Source organism: Flagellimonas sp. (assembly GCF_965233845.1).
Lineage (GTDB): Bacteria > Bacteroidota > Bacteroidia > Flavobacteriales > Flavobacteriaceae > Flagellimonas.
The window spans coordinates 710353-726880 of the sequence record NZ_OZ247584.1; the positions used below are offsets into that span (position 1 = coordinate 710353).

The following is a 16528-nucleotide window of genomic DNA, read 5'->3' on the forward strand; positions in this document are numbered from 1 at the left end:
TCATTTCACTATGCTTATTTTAGGGGTTGAATTAATTCATCAATCCATGAAACAGCTTATGCCCCTTGCTTTAGGGTTTCTTATTTTGTTCTGCTTACCTATGAGTGCTCAGGACCTTTCCGTTTATCAGAAAAAACATTTTGTAAAAAATGGCGATAGTCTGCCCTATAGACTGCTTTTGCCCAAAGACTACAATCCAAAGGAAAAATATCCCTTGATACTTTTCCTTCACGGTTCCGGGGAGCGGGGCAACAATAACGAGGCGCAACTGATCCATGGATCAGGGCTATTTTTGCAAGATGAGGTAAGGGAGCAACAGAAAGCCATTGTGGTATTCCCGCAATGTGCTGCCAACAGTTCGTGGGCCAAAATTGATGTTAAAGGAGATTTCGGGAACCGGGAATTCATCTTTTATGAAAATGCCGAACCCACAAAGGATATGTTGCTACTGGAAGGCCTTATAAAATACTTGAAGAAGAACTACAAGCTGGATAAAAACAGGTTGTATGTGGGCGGACTTTCCATGGGCGGCATGGGAACCTTTGAACTGGTGCGAAGAAATCCAAAAATGTTTGCCGCTGCATTTCCTATTTGCGGTGGAGCCAATCCCAACATAAGCAAAAAATTGGGCAAACCGCATTGGTGGGTATTCCATGGGGCTGCGGATGAGGTAGTGCCTGAAAAATGTTCAGGAGATATGGTGAAGGCCATGGGGCAGTTAGGGATTAACGTAAAATATACAGTTTATCCAGGCGTAGGCCACAATAGCTGGGACAACACTTTTGAAGAACCTGAATTGTTAACTTGGTTGTTTTCTAAATCGAAGTAGAATTTTATGGAGTTACAACTTACCAAGCCTATTTGTTTTTTCGATTTGGAGACTACGGGAATCAATGTGGCCAAGGACAGAATTGTGGAAATTTCCATTCTAAAGGTTTTTCCCAATGGTAACAAGGAAAGTAAGACCTGGCTGGTGAATCCGGAGATGCCCATTCCGCCTGAAGTGGTGGCCGTGCATGGTATTTCCAACGAAAAGGTGGCCAATGAGCCTACCTTTAAACAGCTGTCCAAGGAAATCTATAAAATGATTAAGGACAGTGATTTGGCCGGGTTTAATTCGGATCGGTTCGATATCCCATTACTTGCCGAGGAAATGCTTAGGGCCGATGTGGATTTTGATATGAAGAACATGGTTTCCGTGGATGTACAGACCATCTTTCATAAAATGGAAAAAAGAACCTTGGAAGCGGCCTACAAATTTTACTGCGACAAGGATTTGGAAGATGCGCACAGTGCCCAAGCCGACACTTTGGCCACTTACGAAGTACTCTTGGCCCAACTGGACAGGTACCCTGAGTTGGAGAACAATGTGAAAAAACTCTCGGAATTCACCACGCGCAAGCAATCTTTGGATTTTGCAGGATTCATCGGTATTGATGATCAGGAGCGGCCCATCTTTGCCTTTGGGAAGCATAAGGGCAAAACCGTGGATGAGGTGATGGAATCCGAACCGGGATACTTTGGCTGGATTTTGAATGCAGACTTCCCATTGTACACCAAAAAAGTACTTACCCAAATAAAGTTGAGCAAACTGAACAACAAATTGTCATAATCAAAATCACAAAAGGGAATGAAGCTGATATGCATTGGAAGGAACTATGCTGCGCATATTGATGAGTTAAACAACGAACGTCCGGAAGAACCTGTAGTATTTATCAAACCCGATTCCGCCATCTTACCAAAGGAGCAGGATTTTTACATTCCAGAGTTTTCAGAGGATATTCATTACGAGGTGGAGGTCTTGGTAAAAATCAAGAAAGTGGGCAAGCATATAGCCCCACAATTTGCGCATACCTATTATGATGAAATTGGATTGGGAATCGATTTTACCGCAAGAGACCTTCAATCCAAGTTGAAAGCAAAAGGATTGCCCTGGGAAAAAGCAAAGGGATTTGACGGGTCGGCCATTGTCGGTAGGTGGAAGCTGAAAAATTCGTACGAAAATGTTGACAACTTATCATTTCAACTAATAAAAAATAAAGAGGAAGTCCAAAATGGCAATACTTCCTTGATGCTGTGGAAAATAGATGAACTTATTGCCCATGTTTCCACTTATTTTATGCTCAAAAAGGGCGATATTTTGTTCACTGGCACCCCTGCCGGGGTTGGTAAAGTAAGCCCAAATGATTACCTTGTAGGGATGCTGGAAGGAGAACAGCTGTTTGAAATTAATGTGAAATAATGATTTACAACCTCGACAAGATTAATGAAATGGCGGAAGGCGACCAAGATTTCGTAATATCTGTTATTTCTGTGTTTTTGGAAGAAGTTCCCGTTGATTTGGAAGGCTTGGAAAAAGCCATAGGAGAACGGGACTATGAAAATGTTTACAAGCTCGCCCACAAAATCAAACCCAACGTGGATCTTTTGGGAATGGAACAGACCCGTGCCACGGCCCTGGAAATTGAAACCTTGGGCAAGAACACGGCCACTATGGACGAAATTGAGCAAAAATTTCCCCTTCTAAAGAAAGATGTACTTCAAGTAGTGTCCGAACTTCAAAAAGATTTTGATCTTTAAATGCAGGCAGAAATCATAACCATTGGGGATGAGATTCTCATTGGACAGGTGGTGGACTCCAACTCTACATTTATAGCAAAGGAACTCAACAAGATTGGTGTTTCCGTTCACCAAATAACCTCGGTACAAGATGATCGGGAGCAAATTTTGGATGTTCTGGAAACTGCCGGGACGCGATCTTCCATTGTGATCATGACCGGAGGACTTGGACCTACCAAGGATGACATCACCAAGCATACCCTATGTGAGTTTTTGGATGATGAACTGGTGCAGGATGATGCTGTACTTAAAAATGTTGAGGAACTCTTCAGAAAGTACTTTTCCACACCCATTTCCGATTTGAACAGAAAACAGGCTTTGGTGCCTTCCAAGGCAGTGGTCCTTCAAAATCCCAATGGAACGGCACCAGGATTATGGATGAATCGTGGGGAAACGGTCTTTGTTTCCTTACCAGGAGTACCTTTTGAGATGAAACACCTGATCCGTAATCGGGTTATTCCCAAAATCACGGAAGAATTTGAGCGACCCCATATATATCACAAGACAATTGTTACCTATGGAATGGGGGAAAGTGCCTTGGCCGATAAAATTGAAGACTGGGAGGACAACCTTCCCAACTTTATAAAACTGGCCTATTTGCCCAATCTTGGGAAAGTACGACTCCGACTGACTGCCAAAGGCAAGGAGAAGGAAACCATTGTGGAGGCAGTAGAGAAGGAGGTGCAAGGTCTTTATCGGTTGATTGGGGATATCATTTATGGGGAGGACGATGGGGATTCCATAGAACAACAGATAGGAAAGGTCATGACCAAAAAAAAGCTGACCTTGGCCACCGCAGAGAGTTTTACCGGGGGAAAAATAGCTGAAAAAATTACAGCTGTTCCTGGGGCTTCAGCCTATTTTAAAGGGAGTGTGGTGAGTTACGCCACGGATACCAAGATCAAGGTATTGGGCGTTCCTCAAGACATGGTTGAAACGCATTCGGTGGTGAGCGAGCCTGTGGCCATAGCCATGGCAAAAAATGTTCAAAATTTGTTGGATACGGATTTTGCCATAGCCACAACAGGTAACGCTGGACCAACCAAAGGGGATTCCGATGCCGAAGTGGGGACCGTTTTTATTGCCATCGCTACTCCAAATGATACATTTGCCCAGAAATTTACCATCGGCAAGAACAGGGAACGCATAGTGAACCGCTCGGTAAACAGAGCGTTTGAAATGCTTTGGAAAGAAATTTTAAATTTCTGAAAAAGAATTTTGTCCGTCCGTATAAATGGCATAAATTTGCAGCCTCAATAAAATCACTCAAAAGTTAGGGAGATGTCTAAAGTTTGTGAAGTTACAGGAAAAAAGGTGATGTTTGGAAACAATGTTTCCTTCTCTATCAACAAAACCAAGAGAAGGTTTGACTCGAATATTTCCAAAAAGAAATTCTACATCCCTGAAGAAGACCGTTGGGTAACCCTTAACGTATCATCCAAAGGTTTAAAAATCATCAATAAAAAAGGAATCTCTGCTGTTTTAAAGGAAATCAATTCCAAAAAATAGGTTGACAAGATTTTAAGCTCAAGACAATGGCAAAGAAAGGAAATAGAATTCAGGTTATTTTGGAGTGTACAGAACACAAGGAGTCTGGTATGCCCGGTACTTCTAGATATATCACTACCAAGAACAAAAAGAACACGCCCGATAGAATGGAGATCAAAAAATTTAATCCCATTCTTAAGCGTATGACCATTCATAAAGAAATTAAGTAATTCGGATTTTACGAAGTAAAATTCAAAGCAATAACAAGTAAGCCATGGCAAAGAAAACAGTAGCAACGCTTCAGTCATCATCCAAAAGATTGACCAAGGCCATTAAAATGGTCAAGTCTCCAAAAACAGGAGCCTATACTTTTGTGGAGTCAGTTATGGCACCAGAATTGGTAAACGACTGGTTGAACAAGAAATAATCAGTAGTCAAAGAAATTGAAAGCCGCTTATTAAGCGGCTTTTTTTATGCCTTTACTTTCCTATCTTTGAAGCTTGATGAAGATTGCTTATGAGCCTATTTAAAAACATTTTTTCCTCAGATAAAAAAGAGACTTTGGACAAAGGCCTGGAAAAGTCAAAAACCAGTTTTTTTGGAAAGTTGGGGAAGGCCGTCGCAGGGAAATCCAAAGTGGATGATGAGGTGCTGGATAATTTGGAGGAAGTCCTTGTTACATCCGATGTTGGAGTGGACACCACCCTGAAAATTATTGAGCGGATTGAAGAGCGGGTATCCAGGGACAAGTATTTGGGAACCGATGAGCTCAACACGATCCTACGGGAAGAAATAGCTGGTTTATTGTCTGAAACCCATGTGGGAGAGGATACGGATTTCGTAATTCCAAAAGACAAAAAACCCTATGTGATCATGGTGGTTGGCGTAAATGGAGTCGGGAAGACCACTACAATAGGGAAGTTGGCACACCAATTCAAGAATCAAGGGCTAAAAGTTGTTTTGGGTGCTGGGGATACTTTTAGGGCTGCAGCCATTGACCAGTTACAAGTTTGGGCGGATCGGGTGGATGTACCCATAATCAAACAAAAAATGGGAAGTGACCCGGCTTCAGTAGCTTTTGATACCCTAAACTCCGCGGTTGCAGAAGAGGCTGATGTTGTGCTGATAGATACCGCAGGGCGCCTTCACAATAAGGTCAATCTCATGAACGAGCTTTCCAAGGTGAAACGAGTAATGCAAAAGGTAGTGCCGGATGCACCCAATGACGTACTCTTGGTTTTGGATGGTTCAACAGGACAAAATGCCTTTGAACAGGCCAAACAGTTTACCAAGGCAACAGAAGTTTCCAGTTTGGCGGTCACCAAATTGGATGGTACGGCCAAAGGTGGAGTGGTCATTGGAATTTCCGATCAATTTCAAATACCGGTCAAATACATTGGGGTGGGAGAAGGTATTGAGGACCTACAAGTGTTCAATAAATATGAGTTTGTAGATTCCTTTTTTAAAATAGAATAGTCAAATTTATGGGTAGAATTCATCTGTTCGAATTTGAGGATCAAAAGTGGTTTCCCGCTTTTCTTCGCAATTACGGTACAGATTTTCTACAATTTCTTTCCAACAGGACCAAAATGTACAAGCCTGTTGTTCCCGTGTTGGAAAAAGGGCTTAAAACCTGTGGAGTTGATACCATTGTGGATTTGGGTTCTGGCGGTGGCGGTGGCCTACTTTGGTTGAACTCGGAATTACTGAAATCCAATCCTGGATTAAAAATAGTTTTAACCGATTTTTACCCCAATCTCAATGCCTTTAAATTTACCCAAAAGCAGGCGGGAAATTTTGAATTCATAGACACCCCTGTGGATGCCAGAAATGTGCCTGAAAATTTAAAAGGTTTTAGAACACAGTTCCTTTCCCTGCATCATTTTAAACCCAACGATGCCCGAAAAATTCTCCAAAATGCAGTGAATGCCAAGTCGGGCATTGGTGTTTTTGAAGCCCAAGAACGAAGTGTTCCCAGTATTTTGGCTATGTTGTTCTCGCCAATCAGTGTTTTGTTGACCACACCCTTTATCAGACCTTTCAAATGGGGTCGTTTGCTGTTTACCTACCTTATTCCCATTGTTCCCTTATTTGTATTGTGGGATGGCATTGTATCCTCCCTTCGTACCTACTCCGTTAAGGAAATGGAAGCTTTGGTGGCTTCTTTGGAACAGGGAGATTCGTACCATTGGGAAATCCAACGGGTCAAATCCGGTCCCGGAGTTATTTTGTACCTTTTGGGAATCCCTAAATAGGGATAACACCTTCAATTCAAAATAACAACCAATTAAACCTCGTTATGGGAAGATTACTTTTTTTCATATTTCTGTTCTGTACAAGCTTTGCCTTTGCCAAAATATGGACACCCACCATCATTTCGGATAATATGGTACTCCAACAACAATCAACAGCAACGATTTGGGGTTGGACTACGGCAACCAGCGAAACGATTACAGTTTCTGGATCATGGGACAATGTTGAAGTCACAGCAAAGGCCCATCAGGGTGTTTGGTCGGCTCAATTGCCCACACCCGTGGCCGGTGGTCCTTATACCGTTACCATCAAGGGGCACGAAGAACTCATTTTATCCAATGTGATGATTGGGGAGGTTTGGATAGCTTCAGGCCAATCCAATATGCAATGGACGCCCAATATGGGGTTGGATAATGTAAAGGAAGAAATAGCTGCCGCCAATTATCCCAATATTAGATTTTTTCAGGTACCACAGCGAAAATCGGGTTCTCCGCAGGATGATACACCTGGCCAATGGTCGGCTTGTACCCCTGAGTCCATGCAGAACTTTAGTTCCGTGGCCTATTTTTTTGGAAGGAAATTGCATAAGGATTTATCCGTACCTGTGGGTTTGATCAGTTCCAATTGGGGAGGTACCCCTGTTGAGGTTTGGATACCGGAAGAACAAATAGAGAAAGACAAGGAATTAAAGTTGGCTGCACAGCAGATTTCAGAATTTGAATGGTGGCCCCATCTACCGGGTACCGCTTACAATGGAATGGTTTATCCTCTCTTAAAATTCGACATTGCGGGAGCTATTTGGTATCAGGGCGAATCCAATAGGGCCAATTCCAAATCCTATTACAAATCGTTCCCTTTACTGATTAAATCTTGGAGAGAGCTTTGGAATAAGGACTTTCCATTTTACTTTGCCCAAATTGCCCCCTATGATTATGACAAAGAGAAAAATGACATCAAAGCCGCAGTAGTGCGCGATGCCCAGTTGTACACCATGCAGTCCGTACCAAATACAGGCATGGCGGTTACCAATGATATCGGTAATCTGAAAGATATACACCCCACCAACAAACAGGAAGTGGGCAGGCGACTGGCACTATGGGCCTTGGCCAAAACGTATGGGGTAGCAGATTTGACCTATAGTGGACCCGTGTATAAAAACATGGAAATCAAACGGAATAAAATAATGCTGGAGTTTGACCATGCTGACAGCGGACTGAAAATGCAGGGGAAAACTTTGAAGGAATTTTATATAGCGGGCCAGGACCAAGTGTTTTATGAAGCCAAAGCAAGAATCAAAGGCCATGGGGTAGAAGTGTATTCCCCTAAAGTCAAGGCACCCGTGGCGGTCAGGTTTGCTTTTTATGACAAGGCATTGCCCAATTTGTTCAATCAGGAGGGTTTACCTGCTTCGGCTTTTAGAACAGATGATTGGGAAATTGACTTAGATTGATATCAGGATGGGGCGACTTAAATTGACCTTGCGAATTTTTGGATTGCTGCTTGTGTTGTCAATAACGCAGCTCACAGCACAGCTCACACATCCTAAAGCCAGTCCAGCAGCAGTGGTAGAACAAGCCGTGGGACTTTCTAAGATAACAGTCCATTATTCCAGACCTGCTGTTAGGGGGAGAAATATTTTTGGCGACTTGGTGCCTTATGGCCGGATTTGGCGTGTTGGGGCCAATGAATCCACTAAAATTACTGTGGATACAGATATGGAGGTTCTGGGAAAAGTGCTTCCCAAAGGGACTTATGCGCTATATGCCTTTCCGGAATCAAATACATGGGAAATTGCATTCCACAATAATCTAACGCATTGGGGGGATGGCCGGAAGGACTATAAACCAGAGGAAGACCTATTTCGTATCTCGGTACAACCCGAGAAAATTGATGGCCATCAAGAGAACTTTCTAATCACTTTTGATGCCATAACCCATAATTCCGTGCAAATGAAATTGGTGTGGGCAAGCACTCAGGTGGTCATCCCATTCAAGGTGGATACCCACGCCCAAATGGAAAGGGAAATCGCAAAAAAGTTGGATGAATCGCCCACAGCCCTAACCTATTATGAAGCGGCACGCTACCTCCAAGAGCAGAACAAAGACCCCAAAAGAGCTTTGGTCTATTTGAACAAGGCCCTGGAATTAGGAGGTGACACGTATTACTTTCATAGGGTGAAATCCCTAGTGGAAGCCCAGTTGGGAGATTATAGGTTAGCCATAGCTTCTGCTCGGAAATCGCTAAAAATTGCTGGAAATCTGGAGAAAGATGAGTTTGTTCGGATGAATCAAAAGAACATTGCCAAATGGGAAAAATTACTGGAACAAAAATGAAAATAGCAAAGAATTCCCGTAGGGTTGCCTTGGGAATGGTGACCTTGTGTTTTGCGTTGCAATCCTGTCAATTCATTGAGAAGAAAGAGGTTGATACTGAAGATGAAAGTGCTTCCGCAGCTGTGGATACGGAAACAGAAATAACGGAGACAACCAAGGAACCCCTTTGGACGCCATATGACGAGACCGCAGAAATTCAGGAGAACGCCAACCATGAAAATGATCGAATGCGATTCAAATTCATTCAATCCAAAATTTTGGACAAGAATGAGGTTTTTGCTCCGCTTCATGCCGAGGTGTCCAAGTTTCCAAAGGAAAAATATGAAATGATGAAACCGTTGGTGTTGGAACAGAATATTCCAACCATTCAAAACGCGGTTCAGGAGGGCAAATTCAACTATACGGAATTGGTACTGTTCTATCTCAGCAGAATCTATCGGTATGAGTTGGATAAAACCACCACTTTGAACACGGTGATTGCGCTTAACCCCAACATTTTGGATGAAGCCAAGAAATTGGATGCCAATGCGGAAGGACATCATCCCATATATGGAATGCCAATTTTACTGAAGGACAATATCGGTACCTCTGGAATTAATACCACTGCTGGGGCCATAGCACTACGGGATAACCAAACAGATGACGCATTTATCGTGCAACGATTAAAAGAAAAGGGCGCACTTGTTTTGGGCAAGGTAAACCTCAGTGAATGGGCCAATTTTATTTGTGAGTGCCCCAACGGACAAAGTGCCGTGGGCGGGCAAACCTTAAACCCCTACGGCCGTCGTGTTTTTGATACCGGTGGGTCCAGTGCTGGAAGTGGAACTTCGGTAGCGGCCAATTACGCCGTGGCTGCGGTTGGAACCGAAACCTCAGGTTCCATTTTGTCGCCTTCGGGCCAAAACTCGGTTGTGGGCATGAAACCTACCGTAGGTTTGCTGAGCCGTACTGGTATTGTACCTATTTCGAGCACCTTGGATACCCCAGGCCCCATGACCAAAAGTGTGATGGACAACGGCATACTTTTGGATGCCATGCGGGGGTTTGACATAGAGGATGAAAAGTCGGTCAAAGCCGATTGGGATAAAAATTGGTATGCTGAAGAAGTGAGTTTGAAAGGTAAAAGATTCGGTGCGCTAAAAAATTACATGGAAAGCGATTCCATTTACAGGGTGACCATGGAACGATTAAAAGTGGCCGGGGCTACCATTATTGAAATTGAACCCCCTGAAGTCCATTTTGATGGATTCCTTTCCATTCTCAATATCGATATGAAAAATGACCTGCCATCATATATTGGTGCGCATGTAAAGGATACCAATGGAGTTGCCGTACGAAGTGTACAAGACGTTGTGGAGTTTAATCAAAAAGACAGCCTGACCAGAATTCCTTATGGCCAAGCTCGTTTGGATGGGATTTTGGCGGACACCACATCCGCGGAAGGACTTAAAGCCATCAAACAACGAACAAGGAGGGCTGGCCGCAGCTATTTTAATACGCCTATGAACGATTATGGTTTGGATGCCATTCTATCTATAAACAACCATGACGCTGGTGCAGCGGCCGCCGCTGAATATCCCGCCCTCACTGTTCCCATGGGATATAAAGTTTCTGGAGAACCCATAAATTTGACCTTTATTGGAAAACAATTTCAAGAGGGAAAATTGTATGCCCTTGGTGCAGCATTTGAATCCCTCATCCAAGCACGTAAAATTCCAAAAGCATATATGGATTGATTCCAGGGTTGCCCTAGTTTTCATGCAAGTTTTCTGCTGGGGAGCAATTCTTTTTCAAAATGATGTCACGTTTTTTGGTTATGGTTTGTCATTAAGTCATGGAAGATTATCAAAATAAGTTATTTCCCTATGCCTATAACATTTTAGGCTCGGCGGATGATGCCAAGGACGCCATACAGGAAATCTTGATCAAATACCAGGACGTAAAAAACCAAGCTGTCCAAAATGAAATGGGATATCTTGTACGATCCGTAATCAACGAGTCCATCAACCTTAAAAAGAAACGGCAATTGGGCTTGTCCGACGCCTTATGGCTTCCCGAACCCATTGCTACGGATGCCACCGATGAACAGATAGATAGCTCGGCCATTATATCCTATTCCATGATGGTACTTTTGGAAAAACTTACGCCCAAGGAAAGGGCCGTTTTTATTCTAAAAGAGGCATTTGGGTATTCCCATAAGGAAATTGGTTTGGTGCTGGAAATGACCCTTGAAAATTCGAGAAAGCTGTTGAGTAGGGGTAGGAGTAGGTTGCGCTCCCTAAAAAGAGGAGTTTCCATGGACCATGCCAAGGTTCCCAAGGCGTATTTGGAACGGTATGTGGATAGCATTCGAAGTGGGGATATCAAAAACTTGGAGCAAATGCTGTCCGAGGATATTATGGTTTCAGCCGATGGTGGCGACGAAATCCAGGTGGTTCGGGAACTGACCCGTGGTCTTAAAGCCGCCGTTAAGCTCCTTCTTTTTGTGTTTAAGACATATCAACAAAAAAACAAGATAGTTGTCTCGGAGGTTAACCATCAACCTGCCTTGCTCTATTACCAGGCTGGGGTGTTGGTCAATTGCCAGATTTTTCAAATTGAGGATGGAAAAATCGTCCAAATCCATGCGCAACTGGCACCAAATAAATTAAAGGCACTCAGATTGGCCGTTAATTCATAAATCCAAATAAATAACATGACAAGAGAACGAATTAGCTCAGGTTCAACCTTTGAGCAACAGATTGCCTATTCCCGCGCCATAGTGGATGGCCGTTGGGTCTTTGTTTCCGGTACCACAGGTTTTGATTACACCAACATGACCATTTCAGAAGATTTGACAGAACAAACCAGGCAATGCCTTAAAAATATTGAAGAGGCCCTGGTAAAAGCCGAATCTGGTTTGCAAGATGTGGTACGTGTACTGTACATCCTTCCCAAAGCGGAGGAATTTGAACAGTGCTGGCCCGTATTACGTGAATTTTTTGGCACTGTTCGTCCAGCAGCCACTATGATTTCTGCAGGGCTATCGGATCCCCGAATGAAAATTGAAATCCAAGTAACCGCATTAAAGAAAAAATGAGAAAAACTATGGGAACTGTGTCACGTTTTCCGTTCGGATTTTGTCCTATTCATATAAAGCAAAATACTATGAAGACATTGTTACGAATTGACTGTAGCGCCAGAAAGCTAGGTTCCCATTCCAGGGAATTGGCAGATTATTTTGAGGCAAGATGGAAACAATCCAATCCGGATGGCCGTGTTATCCATAGGGATTTAACACGGGAACCATTGCCCCATATCCAAAACAATACCATTGAAGGCTTCCATGTTTCTCCGGACAAGGCAGATGTGCATCAGAAAAATGCAGTAGCGCTTTCTGATCGGCTAATTAGTGAACTTAAAAAGGCTGATGAGGTGGTGGTGAGTAGCCCCCTTTACAACCTCAACGTGCCTTCCAACCTCAAAGCCTATATGGATCAGGTGGTACGGGCGGGGCATACCTTTGGTACGAATGAACAGGGGTATCACGGATTACTCCAAAACAAAAAGGTGTTTTTGATCACTTCCAAGGGAGAGGTCTATAAAAATACCGCGATGGAAAAATTGGATTTCCAGGAACCCTACCTCAAGACCATATTTGGGTTTATGGGAATAACAGATATTGAAACCTTCTCCTTAGAAGGAACGGCTCACCAAAATTTGGTGGATAAGAACAAAAAGAGCCTTCAACTTGCAATTGATTCAACCCTTAATATGACAACAAATGAATAATATAGCTAAAACTAAAACCGATTATTTTAACGATGTTCTTGAAAACAGAGCTACTGTAATATTGCCCAACGAGGGGGAACGGCTATTGCTCAAGGATATTGAGTTTACCTTTAAAGTCACCAGTGAAATGTCCAATGATCAATTGGGAGTTTACAAGATTACGCTGAACCCCATGGCCATAGGTGCCAAATTGCACTACCATAGGTTCATGGACGAGACCTTTATTGTGGACAAAGGTGAACTGACCATTCAATTAGGGGAAGAGGTCTTTACAGCAGGAAAGGGATCCATTGTCTATGTCCCAAGGTTTACACCTCATGGATTTCAAAACGACACAGAAGAAAAAGTGGAACTTACGTTGCTCTTCAATCCATCACAAAAGCGGGAGGGATTTTTCTGGGGACTTCACGAAACATTGTCAGAAGAACCCATAGACCCCAAAAAGTATTTGAAGCTGTACAATAAATATGATAGCTTTCCTGTGGACACTTCCAATATGATTCCTAAAAGAGATTGATATGGTATTCGTATTTTTGCACCCCATTTTAAGGCAATTATGCGAACAAAATCACTCAAAAAGAACAAAATCAATGTAGTAACCCTTGGATGTAGCAAAAACGTCTACGATTCAGAGGTGCTCATGGGACAGTTGAAGGCCAACAATAAGGAAGTGGTCCATGAAGAAGAAGGCAATGTGGTGGTAATCAATACTTGTGGATTTATTGCCAATGCAAAGGAGGAGAGTGTCAATACAATTTTGGAGTACGTCCAGAAAAAGGAAGCGGGGGATGTGGACAAAGTTTTTGTGACCGGTTGCTTAAGTGAGCGGTACAAACCCGATTTGGAAAAGGAGATTCCGAATGTGGATGAATATTTCGGGACCAGTGACCTTCCCAATCTGTTGAAAGCCCTTGGGGCGGACTATAAACATGAACTCATTGGCGAGCGATTGACCACTACTCCCAAGAACTATGCGTACTTAAAAATTGCCGAAGGCTGTGATAGACCCTGTTCCTTTTGTGCCATTCCCTTAATGCGTGGAAAGCACAGGAGCAAACCCATTGAAGAGTTGGTGAGTGAGTCCGAAAAATTGGCCGCCAAAGGTGTAAAAGAGTTGATTCTGATTGCCCAAGACCTTACCTACTATGGCTTGGATTTGTACAAAAAACGAAATCTCGCTGAACTACTTGAAGCACTGGTACAAGTGGAAGGTATAGAGTGGATTCGTCTGCACTATGCCTTTCCCACAGGTTTTCCTATGGATGTGCTGGAAGTAATGAAGAGAGAACCAAAGGTTTGCAATTATATTGACATTCCCTTGCAGCATATCTCCGATGCCATCTTGAAGAGCATGCGAAGGGGAACCACCAAGGCAAAAACAACCAAATTATTGGAGGATTTTAGAGCCGCGGTTCCGGGAATGGCGATTAGGACTACCTTGATTGTGGGCTATCCTGGCGAAACAGAAGAAGACTTCAATACCCTTAAAGAATGGGTCAGGGAAATGCGATTTGAACGATTGGGTTGCTTCACCTATAGCCACGAGGAAAACACACACGCCTATACCTTGACCGATGATGTTCCAGAGGACATAAAGCAGGAACGGGCCAATGAGATCATGGAGCTCCAATCCCAAATCTCCTGGGAACTCAACCAAGAAAAAGTGGGCAAAACATTTCGATGTATCATTGATCGCAAGGAAGGGAACCATTTTGTGGGCCGGACGGAATTTGATTCTCCAGATGTGGACAACGAAGTCTTGATTGATGCGACCCAGCATTACGTCAAAATCGGAGACTTTGTGGATATAGAGATCACGGAAGCTTCGGACTTTGATTTGTATGGGGTTCCAGAGAAACCTTGATTCACTTTTTCAATCTCTTGATAATTATCATTTTGTCATTTAATTTTTCCTTGTAGCTTTGATTTGTTTGTACTAAATCAAAATCAAGGACTATGGTCAATACTGCTGCAGACCGCAAGGTCACGATGAGTATTACCCTGCTCAGAATTCTAATAGGATGGCATTTTCTGTATGAAGGGATAACGAAACTATACAATCCAGAATGGACTTCGTTTGGGTATTTGGCATCCGCCCAAGGGCCATTAAAACCTGTTTTTACCATACTTGCCCAAGAACCTATGCTTCAATGGGTAGATGTACTGAACATGGTTGCCCTACTTACTGTCGGGATTACATTGTTACTCGGAATTTTTGAACGAAAGGGAGCCTTGGTGGGTATTGGGCTGCTCAGCTTGTACTATCTGGCCCATCCATCCTTACCAGGGGTTCACCAAATCAATGTGGAAGGAAATTATTGGATTGTAAACAAAAACCTAATTGAATTGGTAGCGGTTATACTACTCTACAATTTCCCGACAGGCCAATTTTTTGGTCTTACATACTTTAGAAAAGGAAGATTAACCAAAACGCAACAATAATGGACTGGACTAGAAGAGATTTATTAAAAGGATTGGGAGGATTACCCATTTTAGGAGCTGTTTGGTGGGCTGGCGCCGCGGGTGTGGGCAGAAAAATGAGGGAACGCAACCAAATATTGGAACAGTTGAATATTATGCCCTCTTTGCCTCCTACGGTTCCAGGAATAGATGGAGACCCCATTAGAGTTGGTATTATTGGTTTTGGAATCCGGGGAGAGCAACTTTGCCGATCATTAGGCTTTGCTACCCAAGAATGGAAAGAGGAGATGAGATTGGCGGCAGAGGAAGATCCAAACCATTCGGCTTTGTCGGATTTTGAAAAACAGGATAAGCTCAACATAAAATTGGTTGGGGTTTGCGATGTTTTCGACGTACGGGCGGAAAAGGCACTGGGATCATTCAACACGGACGACAACAAAATCAAGAGGTATGACACCTATACGGCCATGATACATAGCGGAGACGTGGATGCGGTGGTGATTGCCACCCCCGATCATTGGCACGCTCCAATGTCTATTGAAGCCCTCAACAACAACGTTAGTGTGTATGTGGAAAAACCCATGACGCATACCGTAGAGGAAACTTATAGGCTTCGGGAGGCAGCTAGGGCATCCAAAGCAACGTTTGCCGTGGGACACCAACATAGACAGACCTTGAGCTTTATAACGGCAAGGGACATTGTGGAAAAAGGAACCCTGGGCCATGTTTCCTTAATCCAGACCAACACCAATCGTAATGATGACAACGGTGCTTGGAACTATGACATTCATGAACAGGCCAATCCCCAGACCATAGACTGGGAACAATTCTTGGGATCGGCGCCCAAAGTGCCTTTCAATAAAAACCACTTTTTCAGATGGCGAAAATGGTGGGCCTATGGATCAGGACTATCCGGGGATTTGCTTACACATGACTATGACCGCTTAAATTGCGTGTTGAATATGGGTATTCCAGAATCAGTAAGCGCGTCTGGGGGAATTTATACCCACAACGATGGCCGTGACGTACCTGACGTTTTGCAAGTGAATATGGAATTTCCAAATTATTCCACCGGAAGTAGTCAAAATAAAGGCAAGGAAAATGGCATGACTTTTTGTTACAGTGCTTCTTTGGGAAATTCATTTAACAGACCTACTGTGTTGATGGGGCATGATGCCACCATGGAATTGGGAAATAGGCTCACGGTTTGGCCAGATGGAGCCTCTACCCGATACGGGGATATGCTGGAATTGGGAAAAATGCAGCCCAATGTGCCCATTTATCAGTATAACCCAGCTGCCAATGTTCCAGATGCAATCTCATCGGCCACTTCCCAATATTTTGCGGATAAAGGATTGATGTGGACCTATATCAATGGGGTTCGAGTGGATTCCACCTTCCTGCACATGCGTGAATGGTTGAGTGTGATCAAGAATGGAGGAAAAGTAAGCTGTGGTATCAAGGAAGGTTTTGAGGAAGCCATAGCGGCGCACATGGCAGGTTTGTCCTGGAAATTGGGGCGAAAAATTGAATGGGATGTGGATAAGGAAGAGTTAAAACCCATTCCAGGAATCAATTTTGACGAAGTACTGTTGGCCAATGGACAATGGGAAACTCCGGTTAACGAAATACTTGAAAGCTAA

The 16528-nt window shown here is 43.4% G+C and carries 20 protein-coding genes; all 20 read left to right on the forward strand.

Annotated features, from left to right (window positions below; translation table 11 throughout):
- The first annotated feature begins 100 nt into the window (after positions 1–100).
- The 20 genes from ACO6S0_RS03165 (at position 101) to ACO6S0_RS03260 (ending at position 16528) form a co-directional block, all read left to right on the forward strand.
- Positions 101–829: an alpha/beta hydrolase-fold protein gene (locus ACO6S0_RS03165; RefSeq protein ID WP_422350576.1), complete on the forward strand. Its 729-nt coding sequence runs from the start codon at positions 101–103 to the stop codon at positions 827–829.
- A gap of 6 nt (positions 830–835) precedes the next feature.
- The gene (locus tag ACO6S0_RS03170; protein WP_422350577.1) at positions 836–1612 is read left to right on the forward strand and encodes an exonuclease domain-containing protein; all 777 of its coding nucleotides are present in this window, start codon (positions 836–838) and stop codon (positions 1610–1612) included.
- Between the two features lie 18 nt (positions 1613–1630).
- Positions 1631–2242, forward strand: a complete 612-nt coding sequence (locus ACO6S0_RS03175; RefSeq protein ID WP_422350578.1) for a fumarylacetoacetate hydrolase family protein — start codon at positions 1631–1633, stop codon at positions 2240–2242.
- Positions 2242–2580, forward strand: a complete 339-nt coding sequence (locus ACO6S0_RS03180) for an Hpt domain-containing protein (RefSeq protein WP_422350579.1) — start codon at positions 2242–2244, stop codon at positions 2578–2580. Before ACO6S0_RS03175 ends, ACO6S0_RS03180 begins: the two co-directional genes overlap by 1 nt.
- Positions 2581–3828, forward strand: coding sequence for a competence/damage-inducible protein A (locus ACO6S0_RS03185; RefSeq protein ID WP_422350580.1), 1248 nt, complete (start codon positions 2581–2583; stop codon positions 3826–3828).
- Positions 3829–3900: 72 nt separating this feature from the next.
- Entirely contained in the window at positions 3901–4128 is a 228-nt protein-coding gene (rpmB, locus tag ACO6S0_RS03190) for a 50S ribosomal protein L28 (protein ID WP_138839237.1), read from the forward strand.
- A 26-nt stretch (positions 4129–4154) separates the two neighbouring features.
- Positions 4155–4337 (forward strand): 50S ribosomal protein L33, encoded by a 183-nt coding sequence (gene rpmG / locus ACO6S0_RS03195; RefSeq protein ID WP_053972430.1) that lies wholly within the window; start codon positions 4155–4157, stop codon positions 4335–4337.
- A 44-nt stretch (positions 4338–4381) separates the two neighbouring features.
- Complete coding sequence (locus ACO6S0_RS03200) at positions 4382–4534, forward strand: DUF4295 domain-containing protein (RefSeq protein ID WP_073181591.1); 153 nt, start codon at positions 4382–4384, stop codon at positions 4532–4534.
- Between the two features lie 89 nt (positions 4535–4623).
- A complete protein-coding gene (gene ftsY / locus ACO6S0_RS03205; protein WP_422350581.1) occupies positions 4624–5583 on the forward strand; it encodes a signal recognition particle-docking protein FtsY in 960 nt (319 codons plus the stop codon).
- Positions 5584–5591: 8 nt separating this feature from the next.
- Positions 5592–6362: a hypothetical protein gene (locus tag ACO6S0_RS03210; protein ID WP_422350582.1), complete on the forward strand. Its 771-nt coding sequence runs from the start codon at positions 5592–5594 to the stop codon at positions 6360–6362.
- Between the two features lie 44 nt (positions 6363–6406).
- On the forward strand, positions 6407–7810 hold the full coding sequence (locus ACO6S0_RS03215) for a sialate O-acetylesterase (RefSeq protein WP_422350583.1): 1404 nt from the start codon (positions 6407–6409) through the stop codon (positions 7808–7810).
- A 7-nt stretch (positions 7811–7817) separates the two neighbouring features.
- Positions 7818–8693, forward strand: coding sequence for a DUF2911 domain-containing protein (locus ACO6S0_RS03220; RefSeq protein ID WP_422350584.1), 876 nt, complete (start codon positions 7818–7820; stop codon positions 8691–8693).
- A complete protein-coding gene (locus tag ACO6S0_RS03225; RefSeq protein ID WP_422350585.1) occupies positions 8690–10429 on the forward strand; it encodes an amidase family protein in 1740 nt (579 codons plus the stop codon). Before ACO6S0_RS03220 ends, ACO6S0_RS03225 begins: the two co-directional genes overlap by 4 nt.
- Positions 10430–10527: 98 nt before the next feature.
- Positions 10528–11373, forward strand: coding sequence for a sigma-70 family RNA polymerase sigma factor (locus ACO6S0_RS03230; protein WP_422350586.1), 846 nt, complete (start codon positions 10528–10530; stop codon positions 11371–11373).
- Positions 11374–11388: 15 nt separating this feature from the next.
- On the forward strand, positions 11389–11772 hold the full coding sequence (locus ACO6S0_RS03235; protein ID WP_422350587.1) for a RidA family protein: 384 nt from the start codon (positions 11389–11391) through the stop codon (positions 11770–11772).
- Between the two features lie 68 nt (positions 11773–11840).
- Positions 11841–12464, forward strand: coding sequence for an FMN-dependent NADH-azoreductase (locus tag ACO6S0_RS03240; RefSeq protein ID WP_422350588.1), 624 nt, complete (start codon positions 11841–11843; stop codon positions 12462–12464).
- Positions 12457–12981 carry a cupin domain-containing protein gene (locus ACO6S0_RS03245; protein ID WP_422350589.1) on the forward strand — a complete coding sequence of 175 codons (525 nt, stop codon included), beginning with the start codon at positions 12457–12459 and terminating at the stop codon, positions 12979–12981. Before ACO6S0_RS03240 ends, ACO6S0_RS03245 begins: the two co-directional genes overlap by 8 nt.
- A gap of 39 nt (positions 12982–13020) precedes the next feature.
- Positions 13021–14328 (forward strand): 30S ribosomal protein S12 methylthiotransferase RimO, encoded by a 1308-nt coding sequence (gene rimO / locus ACO6S0_RS03250; RefSeq protein WP_422350590.1) that lies wholly within the window; start codon positions 13021–13023, stop codon positions 14326–14328.
- A gap of 92 nt (positions 14329–14420) precedes the next feature.
- Positions 14421–14906, forward strand: coding sequence for a DoxX family membrane protein (locus ACO6S0_RS03255; protein ID WP_422350591.1), 486 nt, complete (start codon positions 14421–14423; stop codon positions 14904–14906).
- Positions 14906–16528, forward strand: a complete 1623-nt coding sequence (locus ACO6S0_RS03260) for a Gfo/Idh/MocA family protein (RefSeq protein WP_422350592.1) — start codon at positions 14906–14908, stop codon at positions 16526–16528. Before ACO6S0_RS03255 ends, ACO6S0_RS03260 begins: the two co-directional genes overlap by 1 nt.

What these genes read in the sequence shown, in the direction of transcription:
- rpmB (WP_138839237.1), top strand. Translation starts at nt 3,901, where the DNA reads ATGTCTAAAGTTTGTGAAGTTACAGGAAAAAAGGTGATGTTTGGAAAC.
- ACO6S0_RS03185 (WP_422350580.1), top strand. Translation starts at nt 2,581, where the DNA reads ATGCAGGCAGAAATCATAACCATTGGGGATGAGATTCTCATTGGACAG.
- ACO6S0_RS03200 (WP_073181591.1), top strand. Translation starts at nt 4,382, where the DNA reads ATGGCAAAGAAAACAGTAGCAACGCTTCAGTCATCATCCAAAAGATTG.
- ACO6S0_RS03220 (WP_422350584.1), top strand. Translation starts at nt 7,818, where the DNA reads ATGGGGCGACTTAAATTGACCTTGCGAATTTTTGGATTGCTGCTTGTG.
- ACO6S0_RS03210 (WP_422350582.1), top strand. Translation starts at nt 5,592, where the DNA reads ATGGGTAGAATTCATCTGTTCGAATTTGAGGATCAAAAGTGGTTTCCC.
- ACO6S0_RS03175 (WP_422350578.1), top strand. Translation starts at nt 1,631, where the DNA reads ATGAAGCTGATATGCATTGGAAGGAACTATGCTGCGCATATTGATGAG.
- ACO6S0_RS03245 (WP_422350589.1), top strand. Translation starts at nt 12,457, where the DNA reads ATGAATAATATAGCTAAAACTAAAACCGATTATTTTAACGATGTTCTT.
- ACO6S0_RS03170 (WP_422350577.1), top strand. Translation starts at nt 836, where the DNA reads ATGGAGTTACAACTTACCAAGCCTATTTGTTTTTTCGATTTGGAGACT.
- ftsY (WP_422350581.1), top strand. Translation starts at nt 4,624, where the DNA reads ATGAGCCTATTTAAAAACATTTTTTCCTCAGATAAAAAAGAGACTTTG.
- ACO6S0_RS03165 (WP_422350576.1), top strand. Translation starts at nt 101, where the DNA reads ATGAGTGCTCAGGACCTTTCCGTTTATCAGAAAAAACATTTTGTAAAA.
- ACO6S0_RS03255 (WP_422350591.1), top strand. Translation starts at nt 14,421, where the DNA reads ATGGTCAATACTGCTGCAGACCGCAAGGTCACGATGAGTATTACCCTG.
- ACO6S0_RS03240 (WP_422350588.1), top strand. Translation starts at nt 11,841, where the DNA reads ATGAAGACATTGTTACGAATTGACTGTAGCGCCAGAAAGCTAGGTTCC.
- ACO6S0_RS03230 (WP_422350586.1), top strand. Translation starts at nt 10,528, where the DNA reads ATGGAAGATTATCAAAATAAGTTATTTCCCTATGCCTATAACATTTTA.
- ACO6S0_RS03225 (WP_422350585.1), top strand. Translation starts at nt 8,690, where the DNA reads ATGAAAATAGCAAAGAATTCCCGTAGGGTTGCCTTGGGAATGGTGACC.
- ACO6S0_RS03260 (WP_422350592.1), top strand. Translation starts at nt 14,906, where the DNA reads ATGGACTGGACTAGAAGAGATTTATTAAAAGGATTGGGAGGATTACCC.
- rpmG (WP_053972430.1), top strand. Translation starts at nt 4,155, where the DNA reads ATGGCAAAGAAAGGAAATAGAATTCAGGTTATTTTGGAGTGTACAGAA.
- ACO6S0_RS03215 (WP_422350583.1), top strand. Translation starts at nt 6,407, where the DNA reads ATGGGAAGATTACTTTTTTTCATATTTCTGTTCTGTACAAGCTTTGCC.
- ACO6S0_RS03180 (WP_422350579.1), top strand. Translation starts at nt 2,242, where the DNA reads ATGATTTACAACCTCGACAAGATTAATGAAATGGCGGAAGGCGACCAA.
- rimO (WP_422350590.1), top strand. Translation starts at nt 13,021, where the DNA reads ATGCGAACAAAATCACTCAAAAAGAACAAAATCAATGTAGTAACCCTT.
- ACO6S0_RS03235 (WP_422350587.1), top strand. Translation starts at nt 11,389, where the DNA reads ATGACAAGAGAACGAATTAGCTCAGGTTCAACCTTTGAGCAACAGATT.